Raw genomic sequence first — 21,338 nt, 5'->3', positions numbered from 1 at the left:
GATGCTCGAAGTGTGAGGGAGCCGAATGGTCGAACCGAATAGACAGCGATCGTTGCATCCCGGTGGTTCACCCAATGGAGCTCCCGTGCCGCCGAAGCAGAAGGATGGTGTGACTGCGATAGTCTGGATCGCCGTTATTTCGTTTGTGGTCTTTGCAATCAGCCAGTGTTCGGGAAAGAGCGGCAATTCTCCCGCAGCTCAGAACGAAATAGCGCAACAGGCCATTACCAGCGCCATTCAAGCCCAGAGCGCGCAAACTATCGAGCCGCTAGGGCGCAGCAATGTCCGCATTGCCATTGCTCACCTCAAACTTGCCGCCAAGGCAGAAGAGTTGGCTGGAGAAATGATCTACAGCCAGAATTGCTATGATGCCTTGGGGCGGCATTTTACGTGGGCCAAGCTCGACCAGTGTGGCGCCTTTGATATGGGGGCGTCTCAATCGCTTGGAGACGATTCGGCATTGAACACCGATAAGGAGGCGCTCTGGTTTCAGAGTGAGGTTGCGGCTGGGCGGTATCTCAAGGCTGCCATCGCGGCGGGGGAGGAGGCCGACAAAGCCGATATCCGGCTGAATGATGTTCAGGTGGCGGTGAAGGCCAGTCACCCTGCCGGATTTAAGGGTAATCAGCCCAGCGCATCCGAGGTCGCAAGTGCTGAAACGATCGGCAATGGCATTTAGCTAGAAAATTCAAATGATTTTTATTGACTGTGCTGAATTTTCCTAAGTGCCTGACTCGAAAGATCCTCAAGCATAGCAATATCTTGCGGTTCTGCGCGTGAGCATGCGGATGGAGGAGATTGTGGCCCATGCGGTGGACGAGGCAATGGTGGTTTCCCAATCCTTGGCCAGGCGGCGGCATCGGCCGAGCCATGCAAAGGTTCGCTCGACCACCCACCGGCGGTGCAGAACCTGAAAGCCCTTGGCCTTATCTGACCGTTTGATGCTCTCGATCGTCCACTGACCCGAACCGGCGATGGCATCGCGGAGTTTGTCGCCCGCATAGCCGCCATCGGCAAAGACATGGCGCATCCAGGGGAAGCGCCGCCGCACGGCCTTGAGGACATCGACGGCGCCATCGCGGTCCTGAACATCGGCGGTGTGCACGAGGATGAAGATGAGAAAGCCGCAGGTGTCGGTCAGGATGTGGCGCTTGCGCCCCTTGATCTTTTTGCCCGCGTCATAGCCGCAAGGGCCGCCACTTTTCGTGGTTTTGACCGACTGGCTGTCGATCACTCCAGCACTTGGGCTTGCCTCGCGCCCCTCAATTTCACGAAGGTTCATGACCAGCACCGTGTTCATTGCTTCAAGCAGGCCCGCGTTGCGCCAGGTATAGAAATAACGCTGGACCGTCGAGACCGGCGGGAAACATTTGGGCAGAAGCCGCCAGGCACAACCGCTCGCCGCGATGTAGAGCAAGGCGTTTAAAACTTCGCGCATGTCCGTTGTCCGGCGCCGACCTCCCCGCTTCGCCGCAGGGATGAACGGCGCTGCCAACGCCCACTCCCGGTCGGTCATATCACTGGAATAACGCAATCCTTTTCGGCTATGCTCCTGCCGAGCAATACCAGCCCATGCCATGGTTCACTCCATCTCTCGCAGGACCGCCTGAATCACAACTTGCTGGTATTGCTCAACAACTTTCGGGGCGGGCTCTTAGAGCCGGTTCCGACCAGACCCGGTCGTTCCGGCGTGATCGCGCGTACGTCGGCTTACCCTGCAACCCGCCATTCGGGTTTAGCATACCGGCTGGTCCGCAGTGCGCCCCCTTCGGACTTCCAGCCTCACTTTTTAGTATCCTGGAAGCTGAAGTTCTGTTTTGTCGGCTAAGCGCCACAAGCAAATGGCCGGAAATGTGATGAATCTGCGCTAGCCATTATCTGGTAATCACGCTTATCGTGGCCAGCTTATGCGTTTCTCAGAACGGTGGGACATGAAGGAAGTGATCTATAACATCTTTCTGATGTGGGAGGACGACGTGTGTAGCGAGATCCGCTACGCCACTCATGAAGTTGAAATGGACGATGACGCTGCCGTCAAATTTCTTCAAAGCCGTGTCCAAGCAGACCTCCATGCGTCCAAGAAGTTGAAATTGGGCACATCATTCACGCTAGACGAATACAACGCACGGATGCGCCTTGGCCAAGGCCATTGGCTCTACGAACCTTTGTTCATCGCCCTTGGGGCTGGGGAACAACCGCTTCACGTTGCAACGCAGGTCGTCAATAATATTCCTCAAGTCCGTTTCTCAAGCGCCATTGGCGATCCAGATATCTATCTGCGCGAGGACATGACCGATGGCGTCAGCATGACAGACTGGCTGATCAAATATGCCAATGGCACAACCATCGACATCAGTCAGCTTATCAACGATGACTATTTCCTCGCCATCAAACTCACGTTCAACGCGAAGCTGTATGTCTCGTCGATGAAGCTGCTGCTCAGCGCCATCGATAGCATCGCCTACATTGAATATGGCGACAAGAAGGACATCTTTGAGAAATGGCTGACCACCTATGCGGACATTTCGCACCTTGGCATCACGCCCAAGGAACTATGGGAAATGCGCAACGGCCTACTTCACATGACCAACCTGAATTCACGCGAGGTCAGCAAAAAAAAGGTGCGTCAGGTATCCTTCTCCGTCGGCACCAAGGATTTCCATGAGCGTGATGGCATCCACTATTTCAGCTTCTATGGCCTCATCAAAGCCTACGGTGCCGCGCTGGTGAAATGGCTGGAAACCTACAATAGCGACACAGAGAAGCGTGTCGATTTCGTTGATCGTTACGACAAGACCATCTCAGACAGTCGCCTTGCGGTTCATAGTAATTCAGGCACGGCAGACGCATAAGCTAGAAGGGGGACCTAGCCGAGCTTCGCCATGGCCGAGATCACCTGGTCGTGGCTCTCCCGCATCCCGCGCAGCGTGTCCTCCAGCATCGACCAGCGTTCCGGATCGGTCGCGGCCCACCTCGTGCGCTCTTCCTGCCAGTCCCGTCGATTATGCATCGGGAACCCGCCCTCGATCCGGCTGCGATGAAAGCCGCGTGCGCTATTCGAGAGGTACATCGCCTGCTGATAGGCGCGTAGCCGATCGGCGCCGACTTTGCGCATCTCGGCGCGCGCTCGCCGCTTGGTGGAGCTCATCAGTTCCATGATCGAGAGCCCCACGAAGTGATTGAAATCATCACATGGCTCGCTGCCGCCTTGGCTCCATAGGTAGCGACCGTGCGGATACCAAAGACCGTCCGGCATCTCGTAGAATTCCTGCGGCTTAAGGACGAACTCGTCCGGTGACCCTTTGGCGGTAATCGTAAAGGCTGGCGGCCCATATCCGTCGATCCAACTGATCGTGAGCGCCTGCACCTGCGTATCGTCGATCATGATTCCGCTCGGCCCCTTGAGACCGTCCAGTATTGCCTTCGCATAATTGTCGAGGTCAGCGGCCTCATCGGTTTCGAGCACTGTCTGCACGTCGACATGCAGGGTGATCTCGAGATGGATTTCATTGGAAAAAAGCCAATGGTTTTTGAGCTCCCCCTGAATCGCGGCGCGGAACTCTCCGCGCTGCGCCGCGCCGTTTCCATAAGGAACGGGCGGAAACTCGAAGCGATGCTGCCACTCACCAAACATCGGATTGAGACCCGCATTGGCACCTTTCCGCTCCAGTCGCAGTTGCTCGTCAAACGCCATCTCGTCGGTCAAAACATTCTCCGTCATGGTGTGCACCAGTCGGACGTCAGCAATAGGGGCGCATGCTGCCGTTCATCAAGGGTGTTTTGAACGACCGCAAAGTCCCAGACCAGGTCATTTTCGAGCATGTCCCAAGCTATGTTTGGAAATGATCGGTCAGGCTGGACTCGGAACGACGGGTATGGCGACGCGGCGGGAGGAGCGATGGCGCGCCGACCGGCCTAGAAAAAGAGTACACACTTGACCCTGCCTGATTGCGGCGCAAGTACAGCCTATGGCCTCCGACAAAACCCTCAATGCCAAAAACCTAGCTGCTCTGGGCGCGGATCGCCTAGCCGAACTGCTTATGGAAATGGTGGCAGGCGATGCTGCGGCCAAGCGCCTTCTGCGCCTCGAACTGGCAAGTCGCAGTGGTGGTGGGGATGTGGCTGCAGAAATCCGCAAGCGCCTTGCCGCCATTGCCAAGTCGCGATCCTTTGTGGATTGGCACAAAGTGCGCTCACTCGCGGCCGATCTCGACATGCAGCGCAGCGCCATTCTCAAACATGTCGCGACGGCTTCACCGGGCGATGCCTTTGATCTGCTTTGGCGCTTGCTGGAATTGGCGCCTTCTATTTACGAGCGCTGTGACGACAGCAACGGCACTGTCGGGAGCATCTTCACCGAAGCGTTGAATGATCTGGGGATCATGGCCGCACAGGCCAGGCCCAATATCCGCATGCTGGCGGACCGGGTAGAGGCTGCGGTATTTGCCAATGACTATGGGCAGTTTGATGGGGTCATCGGCCTGATGGCCCCGGCGCTGGGAGACGAAGGGCTGGCGATGCTCAAGGCGCGGTTCGAGGAACTGGCCGCCACGCCTGCCAAGTCCAAGGTCGACGATCGCAAGGTCATTGGCATCAGCACGCGCGGTCCGGTCTACCAGGAGGATTTCGAGGCGCGCTACAAAGCTCGCCGCATCCAGTCTGCCCTGACTGATATTGCTGACGCGCTTGGCGATGCGGATGGTTATGCTGCGCGCTATTCTGACGAGGAGCGCACCAATCCAGCCATTGCGGCCAATATTGCCGAACGCCTGCTCGGCGCGCATCGGCCGGAGGATGCCATGGCCGCCCTCAAACTGGCGGAAGCGAATTACCATAACGGGCGGCATTGGCCTGACTGGCACAGGGTATGGATTGATACGCTGGATGCCATGGGACAGGCAGAAGAGGCGCAAAATGCCCGACGGACCATCTTCGAGCGCGACCTCAATGCCGAATATTTACGCGCCCATCTCAAGCGCCTGCCCGATTTCGATGATGAGGAAGCGGAAACAGGCGCCCTGACCTACGTTCGCGATCATGCCGATTTTCACCGGGCGCTCAATTTCCTGATGGACTGGCCTGCCCATGGACTCGCTGCTGATCTGGTTCTTGCGCGTCACGGGGAACTTGATGGTGATCAATATTGGTTGCTGACACCGTCTGCTGAAGCGCTGGAGCAAAGCCATCCTCTGGCTGCGACGCTGATCTTGCGCTCCATGATCGATTTCTCACTCGATCGCGCCAAATCCAAACGTTACGTCCATGCCGCCCGCCACCTTCAGACCTGCCTCTATCTGGCCAGGCGGATCGATGCGTTTGGGGAACACTGCGACCATGATGCCTATGTTGCCAAACTGAAGGCGGGCCACGGTCGCAAAAGCGGATTTTGGGATGCATGAAACCATGCCAACGGATGAAGGAACGCTTGTGCAAGACGAACTCGCCCGGATCAACGAGTGACTGTGGGGGGCCATCCTCTCCGTTTCTGTCCTGTGCTGAGCGGGTGCAAGGTCGCCGAATAGATGGCTGGAAAATTGCGCAAAAGACGCGCTTCAAGTTGCTCACGTTTATGATACGATAGCTCTTGCTTCATGACGCTGCGTGGGTGCCTCCCGAGAAGGCGCCACAATGCGAATCACCATCTTCCAGACCGTTGTGCCCACCGCTGGTCCTGTCAGGTCTTCGGTGTTGGGCCCCCTTGGCTTGCTACACTGCTCGCCTGTTCTCCCCTCGATCCATCTTCAGAAGCCCGTCTGTCCACCACCCGCGATTGCGCGATCATCTGGTTCCAACCGTCCATCAGTTGGAGGGAAGGGTGTGAGGAGGGGGCAGGGGACCACGAGCTGGATTGACCCTGCAGGCCGCTGGAGAGCTTCCCGTGGCTGGACAGCATAAATCCTCGCCGCGACGTCCAAGCCTCTCACAGGCCATCCGTATGGCCTGTGAGAGCGGCCTGACGATCGTGCGCACCGAAATCCACCCAGACGGGCGGATCATCCTCGTGCATATGGAAACGGAGCCATCTGCGGTTTCGTCGAGCCCCTTCGATCAATGGAAGGCGCGGCGCGATGCGCGTCAATCTTAAAGGTGTCCATCGGGTCCGCAAGCGGTTGGCGAGCGGGCTCTTCGCAACCTATTATTACGCATGGCGCGGAGGTCCGCGTATCGAAGCCAAATTTGGCACGCCTGAATTTCATCAGGCCTATGTCATGGCGCATGAGGCGCGGCGCAATCGACCGGTCGATACGCTTAACGCGGTGTTCCGCGCGTTTGAGCAATCCTCCGATTATGCTGCCCTCGCCGACCGGACGCGCAAGGACTATGCGAAACACCTCAGGCATATCGAGGCCGAGTTCGCCGATTTTCCGATAACGGCTTTGGCGGACCGCCGGACGCGCGGCGAATTTTTGGCCTGGCGTGACCGCGTTGGAAAATCGTCTGAACGCACCGCCGATTATCGCTTCGCGATCCTCGCGCGAATCATCGCCTGGGCGCTGGACCGCGGGCTGGTGCCAGCCAATCCCTGCAAAAGGCCCGGCCGCCTTTATCGGGGCAGCCGCGCCGAGTTCATCTGGCGTGAGGCCGAGGAGGCGGCTTTCTTTGCCAAAGCGCCCCAACATCTTCATCTGGCTCTCACGCTGGCCTTGTGGACCGGGCAGCGTCAAGGCGACCTGATCAAGCTGACCTGGAAGGCCTATGATGGAACCCATATCCGGCTGGCCCAGAACAAGACCAGGAGCAAAACGGGCAAGCGCCAGTTGAAGCGAGTCGCCATTCCCGTGGGAGCGCCGCTCAAAGCCGCTCTCGATGCACACAAGCTCAGCTATGGCGAACAGGGCAACGCGCTCCCTGAAACGATCCTGGTGACCTTGCGGGGCAGTCCGTGGACCAGTGATGGCTTCAGGACATCCTGGCGCAGGGGCTGCATCGCCGCTGGAGTTGCAGGCCTGACCTTCCATGATCTGCGCGGTACGGTCGTGACCCGTCTGGCGATCGCTGGTTGCAGCGTTCCCCAGATCGCCACGATCACCGGGCACAGTCTCAAGGATGTCGAGGCGATCCTCGATGCGCATTATCTGATGCGTGATTCCGGGCTGGGGGAGGCGGCCATTGTCAGGCTCGAAAACGCCGGGGATTGTAAACCAGACGGTAAACCACCGCCCTCCGGTTCAGCACCGGAGGAGGTAAATGGTGGCTAAGTCTCTGAAAGGAAATGGTGGACGCACTAGGGCTCGAACCTAGGACCCGCTGATTAAGAGTCAGCTGCTCTACCAACTGAGCTATGCGTCCGTCTGTGCCAAAAGGGCCAGAAGATTTTGGTGGACGCACTAGGGCTCGAACCTAGGACCCGCTGATTAAGAGTCAGCTGCTCTACCAACTGAGCTATGCGTCCATCCACGCCGTAAAGGCGAAAAAACCGTGGTGGACGCACTAGGGCTCGAACCTAGGACCCGCTGATTAAGAGTCAGCTGCTCTACCAACTGAGCTATGCGTCCGTACCGGTTTTGCGAAAGAAGCTTGGTTGGCTTCCCTCCGGAGGCGCCCCCTTTAGCGTGTGATCGCGGGCGTGCAAGTGATTCTTTCAAAAAAATTGCGTGACTTGTTAATAGCGCCTCAACCCAGCCTGCCGCCGGTCCCTTTGGTCCAGCGATCGACAGCCATGATCGTGCCGATACAGATCATGTTGGTCATCATGGACGACCCGCCATGGCTGATAAAGGGCAGGGGGATGCCCACCACGGGGGCAAGGCCCATGACCATCATCATATTGATCGCCACATAGAAAAAGATCGTCGCGGTCATGCCTGCCGCCAGCAGTTGGCTGAAGCGATCCGGCGCGCGCCGCGCCACGCCCATGCCCCAGCGGAACAGCACGACAAAGAACACGAACAGGATGAACAGCCCCCCGATCATCCCCCATTCCTCGGCCATGGTGGCAAAGGCAAAGTCGGTATGCGCCTCGGGCAGGTATTTCAGATGGCTCTGCGTGCCATTGCCCAGCCCCTTGCCAAAGAAACCACCCGAACCGATGGCGATCTTCGATTGGGTGATGTGATAGCCCGAACCCAGCATGTCGGCCTCCGGGTCCATGAACACCAGCACGCGCTTGCGCTGATAATCATGCAGCGCAAAGAAGAAGGCCAGAGGCGCCACCACCGCCGCCGCCGCCCCGCCGCTGAGGAACCACCACATCGGCACGCCCGACATGAACACCACCACCACCGCGCCAAAACAGATGGCCAGCGCCGTGCCCAGATCGGGCTGAAGCATCACCAAAGCAGCCGGAACGCCCAGCAGGATCACCGGTGGTACCAGCGCGCGCCAACTGCGGATCAGCGTGGGCGGCAGGCTGGCATAGAACAGCGCCATCACCAGCACGATCCCCGGCTTCATCAGTTCCGAAGGCTGGAGGTTCATAAAGCCGATGTTGAGCCAGCGCTGGCTGCCCCCGCCGACCTTGCCCACCGCTTCGACCAGCATCAGCAGGAACACAAGGCCGCCATAAATCGGATAGGCCGATTGGCGAAAAGCACGTTCGGGCAGGCGCGAAATTGCAATGGCCAGCGAGAGAAACAGGCCGAAGTTGAAAATATGCTTCCACGCATAGGGCGACCAATGGCCCCCCGCAGCAGACCACAGCACCGTCGCCCCAAACAGCACCAGCGCCGTCAGCGGGATCAGCACGCCCCACGGCAGGCCGCGCAGAGGCGTAGGGATGACAGTCATGCTCATGGGTGCGGGCCCGCTGTGCCCGAGGGTGTGGCCGAAGGCGCAGGCGCGGGGGCGGGCGTGTCGTCGGCCTGCGGTTCGGGCGCGGGCGGGGCGGCGTCCGACTGGATCGGCTGGGGCGCGGGCCTTGCATCGGCCTCGCTCTCGCGCGCCAGAGCTTCGTCGCTGTCCTGAACCGCAGGCGCGCTGACGCCATATTGCGCGGCATAGGCGCGATATTTGGTTGCCTGCCTCTGTTGCGGGGTGCCGCCCCATCCGGCTTCCAGCGGGGCCAATGCGTCCCACGCTTTCTGCTGATCGAACATATAGGTCATCACATCCTTGGCGATCGGCATGGCCGCACCCGAACCGCCGCCATGCTCGACCAGCACCGCGCAGGCATAGCGCGGTTTGTCAAACGGGGCGAAGCAGATGAAATGGCCATGGTCGCGGTGGCGCCACAGGCCTCCCTTGCCATTGCCGATGTTGAGGCCCACCACCTGCGCGGTGCCGCTCTTGCCCGCCATTTGCACGCCGGGGATGGGAATGCGCGCGCGCGCGCCGGTGCCGCGCCCGTTGACCATCTCGTTCATCGCCGAGTGGATCAGATCGAGATGCTCCTGCGGGAAATCCAGCGAGGCGGGCGTGCCGATTTTGTCGTCATGCATCAGGCGGGGGAAGAGCATCTTGCCGCTGGCCAGGCGGCTTGCGATCACCGCCTGCTGCAAGGGCGTTACCTGCACATAGCCCTGACCGATGGTGGCGTTCACCGTGTCGTAAATGGCCCATTCCTTGCCGTATTTCTTCATCTTCCACGCCGGGTCGGGCACGGTGCCAAAAGACTGGCTGGGGAAGGGCATGGGGAATTTCTGACCATAGCCGATCTTGCGCATGGTCTTGGCAATCTGATCCATGCCGATCTGCTGGGCGAAGTGATAGAAATAGACGTCGCAGGACTGATAAATGCCCTTGGCCATATCGACGCTGCCATGGCCGTGGTGGTTCCAGCAGTGGAACACGCGATTGCCCACGCGCAGCCCGCCCGAGCAATTGACCGAAGCCGTGGGCGACAGGCCCGCCTCAAGGAAGGCCAGCGCCACGGTGGGCTTGACCGTCGATCCGGGCGGATAAAGCCCGTGCAGCAGCTTGTTGCGCAGCGGCACATGGTCATCGTCCGACAGCATCTTCCATTCCAGCCGCCCGACGCCATCGGTAAAGCTGTTGGGGTCGAAGCTGGGCATGGAGACAAAGCACAGGATGTCGCCCGTCAGGCAATCAATCACCACGCAGGCGCCGCTCTCCGTGCCGATCCGGCGCGAAGCATATTCCTGAAGGCCCGCATGGACGGTCAACTTGATGGGCTTTCCCGGCACGTCCTCGCGCGTTTCAAGGTCGCGCACGATCTTGCCGCTGGCGGTCACCTCGGTGCGCCGCGCACCCGGTTCCCCGCGCAGCACCTGATCGTAGACCTTTTCCAGCCCGTCCTTGCCGATCTTGAACCCGGGTGTGATCAGCAGCGGATTATGCTCTTTCTCATAATCCTTGGCATTGGCCGCGCCCACATAGCCCACCAGATGCCCCACGCAGGGGCCGGAAGGATAATAGCGCGAAAAGCTGCGCTGAGGCACCACGCCGGGCAGATCGGGCTGGCGCACCGAAATGGCGGCGAATTGTTCCCAGCTTAAATGCGATCCGGCCTCGACCGGCTGAAACCCGCGTGCCTTTTCCAGGCGGTCGCGCACGTCCTGCAGCGCAATCTCGTCCAGCCCCAGCATGTGGGCCAGTTCGTCGAGCGTCTTTTCCTTTTCGATCACCCGGTCAGGGATCAGATCGACGCGGAAATCGGCGCGGTTGCTGGCAATCGGTTGGCCATCGCGGTCGAGAATCCAGCCACGGCGCGGCGGGATCAGCGACAGGTTGACCCGGTTGCTTTCCGCCATCATCTGATACTTCTGACTCTCGGCCAGAGCGATATAGCCCATGCGCGTGGCCAGCAGCACGCCGACCCCGCCCTGCAACACGCCCACCACCATGGAGCGACGGTCGAAACTGTCGCGCAGCATGGCCGGCGTAATCAATTTTGGCGCTTTCTTGCGCTTTGCCATCAACTCAGCACCCGGAATCGCATCAAACGCCAACGGTCGATCAGGCCGACCGTGCGGCCCACCATCGGATAGGCCACCAGCGCCACCAGCCCTTGCGGCACGATGAGAGCAGGCGCGATCATCCCGCCCGAACGCCCCGCAATCACCCAGCCCAGCGCCAGATAGGCGATGATAAATACCCCTGCCACCAGCCAGTCGGTGAGGAAATTGCGCCATGGAAAGCGCGCCTCGATCACATCCATCACGATCATCGTGACCGACCACAGCGCCATGGCCGCGCCAAAGGGCGCGCCGCTGAACAGATCATCGACCAGCCCCAGCAGAGCGCCCGCCCAGACCGGCAGCAATCCGGGCCGCAATTGCCGCCATGCCAGCAGCGTCATGAAGCCCAGCGGCGGCATGATCGGCGCCATCGCAATCAGCGGCCATTCCGGCATACACGAGGCCAGCACCACCGTGGCCCATGGCGCGGCATAGGCGATCAACGGCGATGGCGCGCGGCTGATCCTGCGCGAGAGCCGGTTGGCGGGCATTTATTCCGCCGCCTTTTGCTTGGCCGCCTTCGCTGCGGCCTTGGCCGCGGCATCGGCGTCCGCCTTGGCCTTTACCGGATCGGCGGGCGGAGGCAGGGTGGGATCATCGCCCGGCGCCCACGTGGGCAGCACGGCCACCATTTCGCTGACCGCCGGATCGCCCAGCACGCGGGCAATCGCTCCATCACGCGTCAGGCTGGAGACCACCGCAATCGGCGTGCCGGGCCAGTAAAGCCCGCCCGAACCCGACGTTACAAAGGCATCGCCCACCTTGAGCGGATTGATCCCCAGCGTCAGCAGCCGCAATTGCACTGTGCCATCGCCCTTGCCGGTGGCAAAGGCGGGGATGGAATCGCTGGCGCGGCGCACCGGCACCACGCTTTCAGGATCGGTGATCATCAGCACCCGCGCCGAATGCAGACCAACCTCCAGCACCCGCCCGATCAGCCCCAGATGGGTGCGCACCGGCATGCCGCTTTTCACGCCCTGAAGACTGCCCACCGAGATCGTGGCATAACGGCGCGCGTTGGCGCTGGTGCTGGCCACAAGCCAGCCAAAGGTGATCGGCCTGGGCGTATCCGAAGTGAGGCCGAGCATGGCCTTGAGCCGCTCGTTCTCCTGCTTGACCGCCGCCAGTTCGACCGCCTGCACCCGGCCCAGCGCGACCTCTTTCTTCAGTCGCGCGTTTTCCGGACCCGAAGTGAAATAGCCCGCCGCCACGCCCCATGCGCCGCCCGCAGCCGAACGTCCCTGCGCCGAGAGCTTAGCCGCAGGTTGGGTCACATCGCTGGCCATATTGCGCAGGGACGCGAAATTGCCGGTGCTGCTCATCGAACCGAACAGCAGCGCGCCGCCCACCAGCGCGCCCACACCGGCGGCCACATAGGCGAAGAAGATATTGTTATGCGCCCTGCGCGAATAGCCCGGGCGCCGGTTGCCTGGCGGAGCCATGCATCCCGCCTTTCCTACGCATTATCTGTCCGCCGTGATCCAATATCAGCGGCGGACAGGGAACCAAAACTTTAATCGATCAGGCCGTCATCAGCACGCCGCGATAGATCGGATCCTCCATCGCGCGGCCCGTGCCCAGCGCGACGCAGGACAAAGGATCCTCGGCGATCGACACCGGCAGACCGGTTTCCTCGCGCAGATAATCGTCCAGACCCTTGATGAGAGCGCCGCCGCCCGTCAGCACGATGCCCTGATCGACAATGTCGGCGGCCAGTTCGGGCGCGGTGTTTTCCAGCGCGATGCGCACGCCTTCGATGATCGCGCTGATCGGTTCGGACAGCGCCTCGGCGATATTGGCCTGCGTGATCGTGATTTCCTTGGGCACGCCATTGACCAGATCGCGACCCTTGAGGTGGATCGTTTCGCCAATGCCGTCGGCGGGCATCACTGCAATGCCGTAATCCTTCTTGATGCGCTCGGCGGTGGCTTCACCGATCAGCAGGTTGTGGTGTCGGCGGACATAGGAAACGATGGCTTCGTCCATCTTGTCGCCGCCCACGCGCACGCTGGTGGTGTAGGCCAGACCGCGCAGCGAAAGCACGGCCACTTCGGTCGTGCCGCCGCCGATATCGACCACCATCGAACCCACCGGCTCGGTCACGGGCATGTCGGCGCCGATCGCGGCGGCCATCGGTTCGAGGATCAGGTAAACCTGGCTGGCGCCCGCATTGCTGGCCGCATCGCGGATCGCGCGGCGCTCAACGCTGGTGGACCCCGAGGGGACGCAGATCACGATTTCGGGATAGCGGAACAGGCTGCGCTTGCCATGGACCTTGCGGATGAAATGCTTGATCATTTCTTCGGCGATTTCGATGTCGGCAATCACGCCATCGCGCAGCGGGCGGATCGCCTCGATGCTGTCGGGGGTCTTGCCCATCATCATCTTGGCGTCATCGCCCACGGCCTTGACGCTCTTGTTGCCGTTGATCGTCTCGATGGCGACCACGCTGGGTTCGTTCAGCACGATTCCCCGGTCCTGCACATAGACCAGCGTGTTGGCCGTACCGAGGTCGATGGCCATGTTTTGCGAACCGAATTTCATGAAACGCGAGAAAAAGGACGACATCGAGATTTCCGTGGCTTTGCCGGACATTCTGAACGTCCGGCAGGATATTGGGGTGTGGGCGCGCCGCTCCATAACGCATGAGCAGCACAAAGGCCAAAAATTTGTTGGCTCTGTCCTGCAATGCATCAACGGATCGGCGCGAATCGCTTTCGCTTGATCCCGGCCATGGCTGATTCGTGTGACGATTGCACCAGCGTGGTGGCGATTGGCTTCGCGCTTTTGCGGAAAATCGGTGGAAATTGTCGCGGCGGCGTCCTGCGCTTTGGATCAAGGCGCTCTATATGGGGTTCATGCCGATCATCCGCCGCCTGCCCGAAAATCTGGTCAACCGCATCGCCGCCGGCGAGGTGGTCGAACGGCCTGCCTCCGCGCTCAAGGAACTGATGGAAAATTCCATCGACGCCGGGGCGGGGCAGATCAGCGTGCGCCTGTCCGACGGCGGGCTGGACGCGATCGAGGTGACCGACGATGGCTGCGGCATGGCGCCCGATCAGATGGCGCTGGCCTTGGAACGGCATGCCACATCCAAATTGCCCGATGAGGCCATCGAACTGGTCACTACGCTGGGCTTTCGCGGCGAGGCTTTACCCTCCATCGCCAGCGTGGCGCGCTTTTCCATCGAGAGCCGCCCGCGCGGGGCCGCAGAGGGCTGGCGCCGGGTGGTCGATCACGGCGATGTGGTCGAGGATGGCCCCGCCGCGCTGCCCCCCGGCACGCGGATCCGGGTGGACAATCTTTTCGCCAAAATCCCGGCCCGGCGCAAATTCCTGCGCTCGGGCCGCAGCGAATATGCCGCCTGCCTCGATGTGGTGCGCCGCCTTGCCATGGCGCGGCCCGAGGTGGGCTTTGTGCTGGAGCATGACGGGCGGCGCGTGCTTTCGGTTCAGCCGGGGCAGAGCGGCCCGGCCCGCGTGGCTCAGATCGTCGCGCGCGAACTGGCCGAGGACGGGGTGATTATCGACCTTGAGCGCGGGCCTGCGCGGCTGACGGGCGTGGCGGGATTGCCTACGTTCAACCGGGGCGTGGCCGATCATCAGTATCTTTTCGTCAATGGTCGTCCGGTCAAGGATCGCCTTTTGGTGGGCGCGGTGCGCGGGGCCTATGCCGATATGCTGGCCCGTGATCGCCATGCGGTGCTGGCGCTGTTTCTCGATGTGCCGCCCGAGGAGGTCGATGTGAACGTCCATCCGGCCAAGACCGAGGTACGTTTCCGCGATCCGTCCTTCATCCGCGGCTTTATCGTGTCGGGTCTGCGCCATGCGCTGGAAGGGGCGGGGCAAAAGACCGCCCAGACCCCGGCGGCCCCGGCCATGGCCGCCTGGACATCGGGGATTGGGCAAGCGGAGCCGATTGCTCCTGCGCCTGCGCCCGCTTTGTCGAGCCTGTTCGCCCGCCAATATGCCCCCACTCCCAACCGCGTCAGCGAGGCGGGCGCCGCATGGCGCGGCTATGAGGCGCAGGTGATGGCCCCCGCGCAGGATCTGCCCATGGGGCGGGCCGAGACTGCGCAGGAAGCCGCCCCCGAGGCCGTCCGCCACCCGCTTGGCGTGGCGCGCGGACAGGTTGCCCATACCTATATCATTGCCGAGGCCGAGGATGGTCTGGTGATCGTCGATCAACATGCCGCCCATGAACGCATCGTGCTGGAGCGGTTGAAGGCGGCGGGGGCAGGGGACAAGGTGGCCGCCGCGCAGGCGCTGCTCCTGCCCGAGGTGATCGAGCTGGACGAGCCAAGCTGCGACCGGCTGGAAGAGGCGATCCCCACGCTGGCACAGCACGGGCTGGCGCTGGAGCGTTTTGGCGCGACGGCGATGCTGGCGCGCTCGGTCCCCGCCGCGCTGGGCAAGGGTGATGTTCAGGCGCTGGTGCGCGATGTGGCCGATGATCTGGCGCTTAATGGCGATGCTCTGCTGCTGGGCGAAAGGCTCGATCTGGTGCTGGCCACTATGGCCTGCCACGGCAGCGTGCGGGCGGGCCGGGCGCTTAATGTGGCCGAAATGAACGCCCTGCTGCGCGAGATGGAAGTGACCCCGCGCTCAGGCCAGTGCAACCACGGGCGGCCGACCTGGGTGAAGCTGGCCCATGGGGATATTGAAAAGCTGTTCGGGCGGAAATGAGCGTGCTGCTCGCTGCTTTGCTCTGGGCTGGTTTGCCGCAAGAGGTGCTGCTGGCCGATCAGAGATCGGGTAACGGGCTGGCCTCGTGTCTGCCGCGGGAGGTGGATAGGAAGGGGAGCGTGTTACTGCGCTTCAGCCGGCGCAACGTGGGGCGGGAAATCCACATCGAGCATGAGGCCAGCGGGCGAGTCTTCAATCTAGTTTTGACGGGCCGAGCGCAGACGGAATGGTCCGGCCTGGAGGGCAAGGACAGTTTCCTGCTCGATCTGGCGCGGGCGCGAGGAATCGACGCGGATGGCAAAGGCCCGCGACCTGTTTTTGTGCGGGCGGGAACCTATACGATCTGGGTCGGCTATGGGTTTCGCGCCGAGGACGAGGGCGAGACCTACGGCGTTTGTCAGGTCACCCTGAAATAACCCGCCTTTATCGTAGCGCCTTTTCCACCGGCGCCACCGTCCCGTCGCGATCCTTGCCGGGCGCCAGACCGATCAACCGGCGAAGCAGCGGCTCGATGCTGACATTGTCGAATACGGGCAGATGCGTGCCGGGGCGGAAGGCAGGGCCGGTGGCCAGAAACAGCGCGCGCATGTCGGGGCTGGCCGGGTCATAGCCATGGTCGCCGCCATCATTGGGATGTTCCGGGTTGCCGTCCATGATCCGCGCGCCCGGATCGGGCAGGCACAGCCAGTCGGGCACGCGCGGATTGCGGCCATAGTGGAAGCGTTCCGGCAATTCGCCCTTGCGCCAGCAATGGATGAAGCCGGGCATTTTCTTCAGGCTCTCGGCCAGCTTCGCCTCATGGCCGGGCACATTGTTGATGAACAATATGCCGCCATAGGAGACGAGGGCGTAATCCTCCTTGGCCACATAATCCTTTGTCCAGATCACATGGTCGGGAACGGTGCGGGCCATGCCGTGATCCGACACGATGACCAGATTGACCCGGCGATGCATGGCCGCCAGCCCCCGGCGCAGATAGCCGATGGCGGCATCGACATCGTGGATGGCGGCGGTGGTTTCGGGCGAATCCGGCCCATGGCGATGGCCATTCACATCCACATCGCCAAAATAGAGCAGCGCCAGACCGGGCCGAATTTTCGCGGGCCGCCGCATCCAGTCCAGCACCACCTCGGCGCGTTCGTGATTGGGCAGATCGGCGTGATAGGCCTGCCAGTCGCTGGCGCGGATGCCGTCGATGGCCGTGGTCGATCCGGGCCAGAACATGATGCCGCTGCGGATATGGGCGCGCTCGGCGGCCACCCAGATCGGCTCGACATGCACCGGGCCGCCGCTGCCGTCCCACCACCATGGCTGCTCGCTGGATTTGCCGAAGGTGACGCCGGGATGGGCCGGATCGCTCATCGCGCCATTGATGACGCCGTGCCGGTCCGGGCGCAGGCCGGTGGCCATGGTCCAGTGGTTGGGAAAGGTGATGCTGGGAAAGGACGGGGTCATCGTGCCCGACACGCCCTTGGCCGCAATTGCGGCCAGATTGGGGGTGAGGGCAGGGCTGATGTAATCGGGGCGGAAACCGTCGATGGAAATCAGGATCGTGGGGATGCGCTCAGCCGCCTTGCCGCGCGCCATGGCGGGCGGGGCCAGCAAGAGGAACAGGGCGGCCATCAGACGGAAAAATTGTTTCATACCAATGGCCCTGAACCTGTATTCTTGCAAATTCGCGTCAATCTTCCATCGGCGCCGAAGGATCGCGCAGGGCAATCATGCCCGTGACAAGAAAGCTCATCACTGCGCGGTTTTCCTGATTGAACACGGTGTTGCGCCGCCGGATCAGGCCCATTTCGGGGCGCGAGCGGCTGCGGCGCTTTTCCAGCAATTCGGATTCGACGCGCAAGACATCGCCCGGGTAGACCGGCGCGGTCCAGCGCAGTTCATCCACCCCCGCGCCGCCCATGCTGGCAACGCCCTTTTCATGCATCTGATCGACCATCATGCGCATGGTCATCGCGCAAGTGTGCCACCCGCTGGCCGAGAGGCGGCCGAAATGGCTGTCCGCGGCTGCCTCGTCCGACAGGTGGAACTCATGCGGATCATAGGCGCGGGCAAAGTCGATGACCTCCTCGCGCTTCACCTCGTACCGGCCGAATTTATGCGTTTCGCCCTGTACGAGGTCCTCGAAAAAGGTGCGGAATGGCGCGCTCATCAGACGTTGAACTTGAAGTGGAACACGTCGCCATCCTTGGTGACATATTCCTTGCCTTCCTGACGCAGCTTGCCCGCATCGCGGCAGGGCGCTTCGCCGCCCAGTCCGACATAGTCATCATAGGCGATGGTTTCGGCGCGGATGAAGCCGCGTTCAAAGTCCGAGTGGATCGCGCCCGCCGCCTGCGGGGCCTTCGAGCCCTTGGCCACGGTCCATGCGCGCGCTTCCTTGGGGCCGACGGTGAAGAACGTCAGCAGGCCGAGCAATTCGTAACCGGCGCGGATGATGCGCGCGAGGCCCGTTTCGGCAAGGCCCAGTTCGGAGAGGAATTCGGTGCGTTCCTCGGCGTCCATGCCCACCAGATCGGCCTCGATCGCGGCCGAAACGATCACGGCGGTGGCGCCTTCGGCCTTGGCCTTTTCGAACACCTTGGCCGAGAAGGCATTGCCCGTGGCCGCGCTTTCTTCTTCGACGTTGCAGACATAAAGCACCGGCTTGGCGGTCAAAAGCTGCGCCTGTGCAAAGACGCGGGCTTCGTCCTCATCCTTGGGTTCGGTCAGGCGGGCAGGCTTGCCCTCGCGCAGCAGTTCCAGCGCCTGACCCAGCACCGAGACGAGGATCTTGGCTTCCTTGTCGCCGCTGTTGGCCTTCTTCTGGGCTGCCGAAACGCGCTTTTCCAGACTTTCGAGGTCGGAGAGCATCAGTTCGGTTTCGACCGTTTCGGCGTCCGAAATCGGGTCCACGCGGTTGTCGACATGCTGGATGTCGTCATTTTCAAAACAGCGCAGCACATGGACGATGGCGTCCACTTCGCGAATGTTGCCAAGGAACTGGTTGCCCAGACCTTCACCCTTGGACGCGCCGCGCACGAGGCCCGCGATGTCGACAAAGGACAATTGCGTCGGGATGATCTTCTGGCTGCCCGCGATCTCGGCCAGCTTGTCAAGGCGCGGATCGGGCACGCCCACCTGACCCACATTGGGCTCGATGGTGCAGAAGGGATAATTGGCCGCCTGCGCCGCCTGCGTTTCGGTCAACGCATTGAACAGGGTGGACTTGCCCACGTTGGGCAGGCCGACGATCCCGCATTTGAAACCCATCGCTCGATCCTTTTAATCGCCTGGCGGCCTGCCTTTATGCAAGGCAGGCGCACGTCATTGGCCCCCGCTGCGGCGGGGCCTTGGTCATGGGCGCGCGATGGTCCAGCCAAGGGGCGAAATCAAGGGAAAAGTGGGTTTCAGGCAGCCTTGCCCTCCTCGCTCCGGGCATCATCGGCCTGCCGCGCCGCCGCACCCTTGCCCCGGCGGCGGCGCCAAGAGACAAAGCCCAGCCCGGCCACGCCAATGCCCATCAGGCCAAAGGTGCCCGGTTCGGGCACGTCGGTCGCGCCTGCGCCCCCGCCCTTGCCATTGTCCTTGTCGCCAAAGTGGAAACCGTCGAACCAGCCGTTGCCATGCTCGCCGTTTCCGCGCCCGCCATTGCCGTTATGGCCGTCGCGGTCGGGTCCGCCAGCGCCGGGGCGATCTCCGCCCGGACCGCCCTGTCCGCCGGGGCCACCCGCAGGGCCGCGCCCGCCGGAGGTTGCGCCGGAGGTCGCGCCATCGCCGCCTGGGCGAATGTCGGGATCGCGCGGGCCAAAGGGATCGCGCCCGCCGGTCGTGTTGCCGCCCGTGGTGTTCGCGCCGCCGGTGCTTCCGCCGCTGGTGGCAAAACCGCCCGAAGTGGTCGAACTGGTGCTGGTCACGCTGCCAGAGGTTGCGCCCTGACCTGAACCTTGGCCGGAACCTTGCCCGCTGGCCGCTCCGCCCGTTGATCCATTGCCCGAACCGCCGCTGCTGCTTATCGCCTGCGGTCCGCCCGATGTCGATCCGGTGCCCTGAGAGCCGGTGCCGCCTGTGGAGCTGGTCGAACTGGCACCTGCCGATTGGCCATTGGGAATCAGCTGGCCGCTGGATGCGCCGCCCGATCCGCCCGAGGGATTGCCGGGGCCGCCGCTGGTGCCGCGCGATGCGGTGGCGCCGATGCCATTGGCGCCATTGCTGCGGGCAAAGCCATTGCCGCTGCCGTCAAACGGCGTACCATCGGCGCGAAGATTGCCGCTGCCGGAAGGCGCCGCGCCCGTGCCGACCCCGCGCCCAACGCCCAGCGGGCCGCGCGTGTTGGCCAGATTGGCCGGTGCGGAGGGACCGCCTGTGCCGACGCCCAGAATAGCCGAGCGGCCCTGCGGCGAGGTCTTGCCCGCATCGGGCGCGCCCACGCGGATGGCCAGCCCCTTCGCGTCAACGGCCTTCGCACCGTTGCCTTGCCCGATGCCTTCGCCCAGACCCTTGACCGCGCTCGACACGGTGGCGTTCAGGTCCTTGGGGCAGCCGCAGTCCACTTTGCGCGTCCAGCCCAGAATGGCCAGAATGATGCTGCCGATGGTCACGCCGGTCAGCAGCCAGTTCTGCTTGCGCCCGCTTTGCTGCTGAGCGTCCTGCTGGTGCCCCGGTTGCTGGGTTAGTGCCATAATGCCCCGTCCTGTTGACGCGGCAAGGCACGTTGCCCGCCGATTGCGCCATCTAATCGGCGCGATCTATGGGGCAATAACGGTTGAAGCGCGGTTAATGATAAAGCAAAGCACCAGTAATGCCCAGAAAGTATCGTTGCGCAATTCAGCCAAGACGCAGCGCAACATCATTCATAAAACGCACATCGTCGCCCTTGGCCAGCCATGGCGCTTCGGCGCCAATCGCGCCCAGCATGTCGGCCAGATCGTCCATTTCGGCCTTCGCGTAATTGCCCAGAACATGGCCCGTCACGCGGTCCTTATGCCCCGGATGGCCGATGCCGATGCGCACGCGGCGATAGTCCGGCCCCATATGCTGGGCGATCGAGCGCAGGCCGTTATGCCCTGCATGGCCGCCGCCGCGTTTCACCTTGACCTTCATGGGGGCCAGATCAAGCTCGTCGTGAAAGACGGTGAGGGCGTCGAGGTCGAGCTTGAAGAAGCGCATCGCCTCGGCAACGGATCGCCCGCTTTCATTCATGAAGGTCGCGGGTTTGAGCAGGATCACCCGTTCGGTGCCGATGCGGCCATCCTGAAGCCAGCCCTGAAACTTCTTTTGCACCGGGCCAAAGCGATGCATGTCCGCAATCACATCGCAGGCCATAAAGCCCACATTGTGGCGGTTCATCTTGTACTGGTCGCCCGGATTGCCAAGGCCCACCCACAATTGCATCGTTTCAAAATTCCCATCTGGCGCAAAGAAAAGGCGGGAAAAATGCACCCTTTGCAAGGCCATCTTTCCCGCCTGTTTCATCGCCGCGTCATGCGGCGCCTGTCGCAATTAAGCGCGCAGGAAGTCCACGTGCTCGGCACGGTCGCTCACGGGGTGGAGCGCAACGTCCTTGGCAATGGTCTTGATGGTCTGGCCGTCAACGGTCAGCTCGATCACGCTGTCGAAGAAAGTGCCGGTGTTGAGCTGACGGGCCAGCTCCTTGGCTTCGACGTGGATCGAAATGGGTTCGGCATTGCCACCATAGATCACGGCGGGCACGCGGCCTTCACGACGCAGGGTGCGGCTGGCTCCCTTGCCAGTCTTCGCGCGCGTCTCGGCCGGCAGGGTCAGGGTATTGCTCATAACACAAGCCTTT

19 protein-coding genes, 3 tRNA genes and 1 pseudogene are annotated in these 21,338 nt (G+C 62.1%); 7 read left to right on the top strand and 16 right to left on the bottom strand.

The genetic code is table 11. From position 1 onward, the window contains the following. Positions 1-25 precede the first annotated feature (25 nt). Positions 26-679, top strand: coding sequence for a hypothetical protein (locus FHW96_RS02445; protein ID WP_172338943.1), 654 nt, complete (start codon positions 26-28; stop codon positions 677-679). Positions 680-745: 66 nt separating this feature from the next. Here the strand turns inward: FHW96_RS02445 and FHW96_RS02440 are convergent, their stop codons facing one another. After that, positions 746-1,579 (bottom strand): IS5 family transposase, encoded by an 834-nt coding sequence (locus FHW96_RS02440; RefSeq protein WP_172338942.1) that lies wholly within the window; start codon positions 1,577-1,579, stop codon positions 746-748. Between the two features lie 352 nt (positions 1,580-1,931). Between FHW96_RS02440 and FHW96_RS02435 the strand changes: the two genes are divergently transcribed. Further along, positions 1,932-2,852 (top strand): hypothetical protein, encoded by a 921-nt coding sequence (locus FHW96_RS02435; protein WP_172338941.1) that lies wholly within the window; start codon positions 1,932-1,934, stop codon positions 2,850-2,852. Positions 2,853-2,866: 14 nt separating this feature from the next. Here the strand turns inward: FHW96_RS02435 and FHW96_RS02430 are convergent, their stop codons facing one another. Then, entirely contained in the window at positions 2,867-3,721 is an 855-nt protein-coding gene (locus tag FHW96_RS02430) for a RusA family crossover junction endodeoxyribonuclease (protein WP_172338940.1), read from the bottom strand. Between the two features lie 247 nt (positions 3,722-3,968). Between FHW96_RS02430 and FHW96_RS02425 the strand changes: the two genes are divergently transcribed. Together FHW96_RS02425 and xerC are read left to right on the top strand one after the other, a co-directional pair. Then, positions 3,969-5,399 carry a DUF6880 family protein gene (locus FHW96_RS02425; RefSeq protein WP_172338939.1) on the top strand — a complete coding sequence of 477 codons (1,431 nt, stop codon included), beginning with the start codon at positions 3,969-3,971 and terminating at the stop codon, positions 5,397-5,399. A 669-nt stretch (positions 5,400-6,068) separates the two neighbouring features. Further along, a complete protein-coding gene (xerC, locus tag FHW96_RS02420; RefSeq protein ID WP_172338938.1) occupies positions 6,069-7,199 on the top strand; it encodes a tyrosine recombinase XerC in 1,131 nt (376 codons plus the stop codon). A gap of 15 nt (positions 7,200-7,214) precedes the next feature. On the opposite strand, the gene FHW96_RS02415 is transcribed toward xerC, so the two are convergent. The 8 genes from FHW96_RS02415 to FHW96_RS02380 form a co-directional block, all read right to left on the bottom strand. Continuing rightward, positions 7,215-7,290, bottom strand: a tRNA-Lys gene (locus tag FHW96_RS02415). 27 nt (positions 7,291-7,317) lie between these two features. Then, positions 7,318-7,393 (bottom strand) — tRNA-Lys (locus FHW96_RS02410). Between the two features lie 27 nt (positions 7,394-7,420). Further along, positions 7,421-7,496 (bottom strand) — tRNA-Lys (locus tag FHW96_RS02405). A 118-nt stretch (positions 7,497-7,614) separates the two neighbouring features. Next, a complete protein-coding gene (gene rodA, locus FHW96_RS02400; protein ID WP_172338937.1) occupies positions 7,615-8,733 on the bottom strand; it encodes a rod shape-determining protein RodA in 1,119 nt (372 codons plus the stop codon). Next, complete coding sequence (gene mrdA, locus FHW96_RS02395) at positions 8,730-10,814, bottom strand: penicillin-binding protein 2 (RefSeq protein ID WP_172338936.1); 2,085 nt, start codon at positions 10,812-10,814, stop codon at positions 8,730-8,732. The genes rodA and mrdA overlap by 4 nt, the downstream gene beginning before the upstream one ends. Then, the gene (locus tag FHW96_RS02390; RefSeq protein ID WP_172338935.1) at positions 10,814-11,347 is read right to left on the bottom strand and encodes a rod shape-determining protein MreD; all 534 of its coding nucleotides are present in this window, start codon (positions 11,345-11,347) and stop codon (positions 10,814-10,816) included. The genes mrdA and FHW96_RS02390 overlap by 1 nt, the downstream gene beginning before the upstream one ends. After that, positions 11,348-12,298: a rod shape-determining protein MreC gene (gene mreC, locus FHW96_RS02385; protein ID WP_172338934.1), complete on the bottom strand. Its 951-nt coding sequence runs from the start codon at positions 12,296-12,298 to the stop codon at positions 11,348-11,350. A 79-nt stretch (positions 12,299-12,377) separates the two neighbouring features. After that, a complete protein-coding gene (locus FHW96_RS02380) occupies positions 12,378-13,424 on the bottom strand; it encodes a rod shape-determining protein (protein ID WP_168602564.1) in 1,047 nt (348 codons plus the stop codon). Between FHW96_RS02380 and FHW96_RS02375 the strand changes: the two genes are divergently transcribed. The 3 genes from FHW96_RS02375 to FHW96_RS02365 all read left to right on the top strand — a co-directional run bounded on the left by FHW96_RS02375 (position 13,372) and on the right by FHW96_RS02365 (position 15,957). Beyond that, the gene (locus tag FHW96_RS02375) at positions 13,372-13,581 is read left to right on the top strand and encodes a hypothetical protein (RefSeq protein WP_172338530.1); all 210 of its coding nucleotides are present in this window, start codon (positions 13,372-13,374) and stop codon (positions 13,579-13,581) included. The two genes, FHW96_RS02380 and FHW96_RS02375, sit on opposite strands and share 53 nt — an antisense overlap. Before the next feature lie 133 nt (positions 13,582-13,714). Then, on the top strand, positions 13,715-15,541 hold the full coding sequence (gene mutL, locus FHW96_RS02370) for a DNA mismatch repair endonuclease MutL (RefSeq protein ID WP_172338933.1): 1,827 nt from the start codon (positions 13,715-13,717) through the stop codon (positions 15,539-15,541). Beyond that, the gene (locus FHW96_RS02365) at positions 15,538-15,957 is read left to right on the top strand and encodes a hypothetical protein (RefSeq protein WP_172338932.1); all 420 of its coding nucleotides are present in this window, start codon (positions 15,538-15,540) and stop codon (positions 15,955-15,957) included. The genes mutL and FHW96_RS02365 overlap by 4 nt, the downstream gene beginning before the upstream one ends. Positions 15,958-15,964: 7 nt before the next feature. Here the strand turns inward: FHW96_RS02365 and FHW96_RS02360 are convergent, their stop codons facing one another. The 6 genes and pseudogenes from FHW96_RS02360 to rplY all read right to left on the bottom strand — a co-directional run. Next, complete coding sequence (locus FHW96_RS02360) at positions 15,965-17,185, bottom strand: ectonucleotide pyrophosphatase/phosphodiesterase (RefSeq protein WP_172338931.1); 1,221 nt, start codon at positions 17,183-17,185, stop codon at positions 15,965-15,967. A gap of 37 nt (positions 17,186-17,222) precedes the next feature. Further along, entirely contained in the window at positions 17,223-17,702 is a 480-nt protein-coding gene (locus FHW96_RS02355; RefSeq protein ID WP_172338930.1) for a MaoC family dehydratase, read from the bottom strand. Further along, positions 17,702-18,802 (bottom strand): redox-regulated ATPase YchF, encoded by a 1,101-nt coding sequence (gene ychF / locus FHW96_RS02350; RefSeq protein ID WP_172338929.1) that lies wholly within the window; start codon positions 18,800-18,802, stop codon positions 17,702-17,704. The genes FHW96_RS02355 and ychF overlap by 1 nt, the downstream gene beginning before the upstream one ends. 137 nt (positions 18,803-18,939) lie before the next feature. After that, positions 18,940-20,211, bottom strand: a complete 1,272-nt coding sequence (locus FHW96_RS02345) for a PEP-CTERM sorting domain-containing protein (RefSeq protein ID WP_172338928.1) — start codon at positions 20,209-20,211, stop codon at positions 18,940-18,942. A 145-nt stretch (positions 20,212-20,356) separates the two neighbouring features. After that, positions 20,357-20,923, bottom strand: a complete 567-nt coding sequence (pth, locus tag FHW96_RS02340; RefSeq protein WP_172338927.1) for an aminoacyl-tRNA hydrolase — start codon at positions 20,921-20,923, stop codon at positions 20,357-20,359. A gap of 114 nt (positions 20,924-21,037) precedes the next feature. Continuing rightward, positions 21,038-21,325: pseudogene (gene rplY, locus FHW96_RS02335) on the bottom strand (50S ribosomal protein L25); the annotation flags it as partial. Between the last annotated feature and the right edge of the window lie 13 nt (positions 21,326-21,338).

Origin of the sequence: Novosphingobium sp. SG751A (assembly GCF_013149295.1) — a bacterium.
Lineage (GTDB): Bacteria > Pseudomonadota > Alphaproteobacteria > Sphingomonadales > Sphingomonadaceae > Novosphingobium.
Note: the sequence above shows the minus strand (reverse complement) of the source record. Positions and strands in the feature narration are given on the sequence as shown.

Bases quoted from the DNA above. Each gene is read 5' to 3' on its own strand.
- pth (WP_172338927.1), bottom strand. From the start codon at position 20,923: ATGCAATTGTGGGTGGGCCTTGGCAATCCGGGCGACCAGTACAAGATG.
- rodA (WP_172338937.1), bottom strand. From the start codon at position 8,733: ATGAGCATGACTGTCATCCCTACGCCTCTGCGCGGCCTGCCGTGGGGC.
- FHW96_RS02440 (WP_172338942.1), bottom strand. From the start codon at position 1,579: ATGGCATGGGCTGGTATTGCTCGGCAGGAGCATAGCCGAAAAGGATTG.
- FHW96_RS02360 (WP_172338931.1), bottom strand. From the start codon at position 17,185: ATGAAACAATTTTTCCGTCTGATGGCCGCCCTGTTCCTCTTGCTGGCC.
- FHW96_RS02425 (WP_172338939.1), top strand. From the start codon at position 3,969: ATGGCCTCCGACAAAACCCTCAATGCCAAAAACCTAGCTGCTCTGGGC.
- mreC (WP_172338934.1), bottom strand. From the start codon at position 12,298: ATGGCTCCGCCAGGCAACCGGCGCCCGGGCTATTCGCGCAGGGCGCAT.
- FHW96_RS02445 (WP_172338943.1), top strand. From the start codon at position 26: ATGGTCGAACCGAATAGACAGCGATCGTTGCATCCCGGTGGTTCACCC.
- xerC (WP_172338938.1), top strand. From the start codon at position 6,069: ATGCGCGTCAATCTTAAAGGTGTCCATCGGGTCCGCAAGCGGTTGGCG.
- mrdA (WP_172338936.1), bottom strand. From the start codon at position 10,814: ATGGCAAAGCGCAAGAAAGCGCCAAAATTGATTACGCCGGCCATGCTG.
- ychF (WP_172338929.1), bottom strand. From the start codon at position 18,802: ATGGGTTTCAAATGCGGGATCGTCGGCCTGCCCAACGTGGGCAAGTCC.
- FHW96_RS02430 (WP_172338940.1), bottom strand. From the start codon at position 3,721: ATGACGGAGAATGTTTTGACCGACGAGATGGCGTTTGACGAGCAACTG.
- FHW96_RS02375 (WP_172338530.1), top strand. From the start codon at position 13,372: ATGGCCATGTTTTGCGAACCGAATTTCATGAAACGCGAGAAAAAGGAC.
- FHW96_RS02365 (WP_172338932.1), top strand. From the start codon at position 15,538: ATGAGCGTGCTGCTCGCTGCTTTGCTCTGGGCTGGTTTGCCGCAAGAG.
- mutL (WP_172338933.1), top strand. From the start codon at position 13,715: ATGCCGATCATCCGCCGCCTGCCCGAAAATCTGGTCAACCGCATCGCC.
- FHW96_RS02390 (WP_172338935.1), bottom strand. From the start codon at position 11,347: ATGCCCGCCAACCGGCTCTCGCGCAGGATCAGCCGCGCGCCATCGCCG.
- FHW96_RS02355 (WP_172338930.1), bottom strand. From the start codon at position 17,702: ATGAGCGCGCCATTCCGCACCTTTTTCGAGGACCTCGTACAGGGCGAA.
- FHW96_RS02435 (WP_172338941.1), top strand. From the start codon at position 1,932: ATGAAGGAAGTGATCTATAACATCTTTCTGATGTGGGAGGACGACGTG.
- FHW96_RS02345 (WP_172338928.1), bottom strand. From the start codon at position 20,211: ATGGCACTAACCCAGCAACCGGGGCACCAGCAGGACGCTCAGCAGCAA.
- FHW96_RS02380 (WP_168602564.1), bottom strand. From the start codon at position 13,424: ATGTCGTCCTTTTTCTCGCGTTTCATGAAATTCGGTTCGCAAAACATG.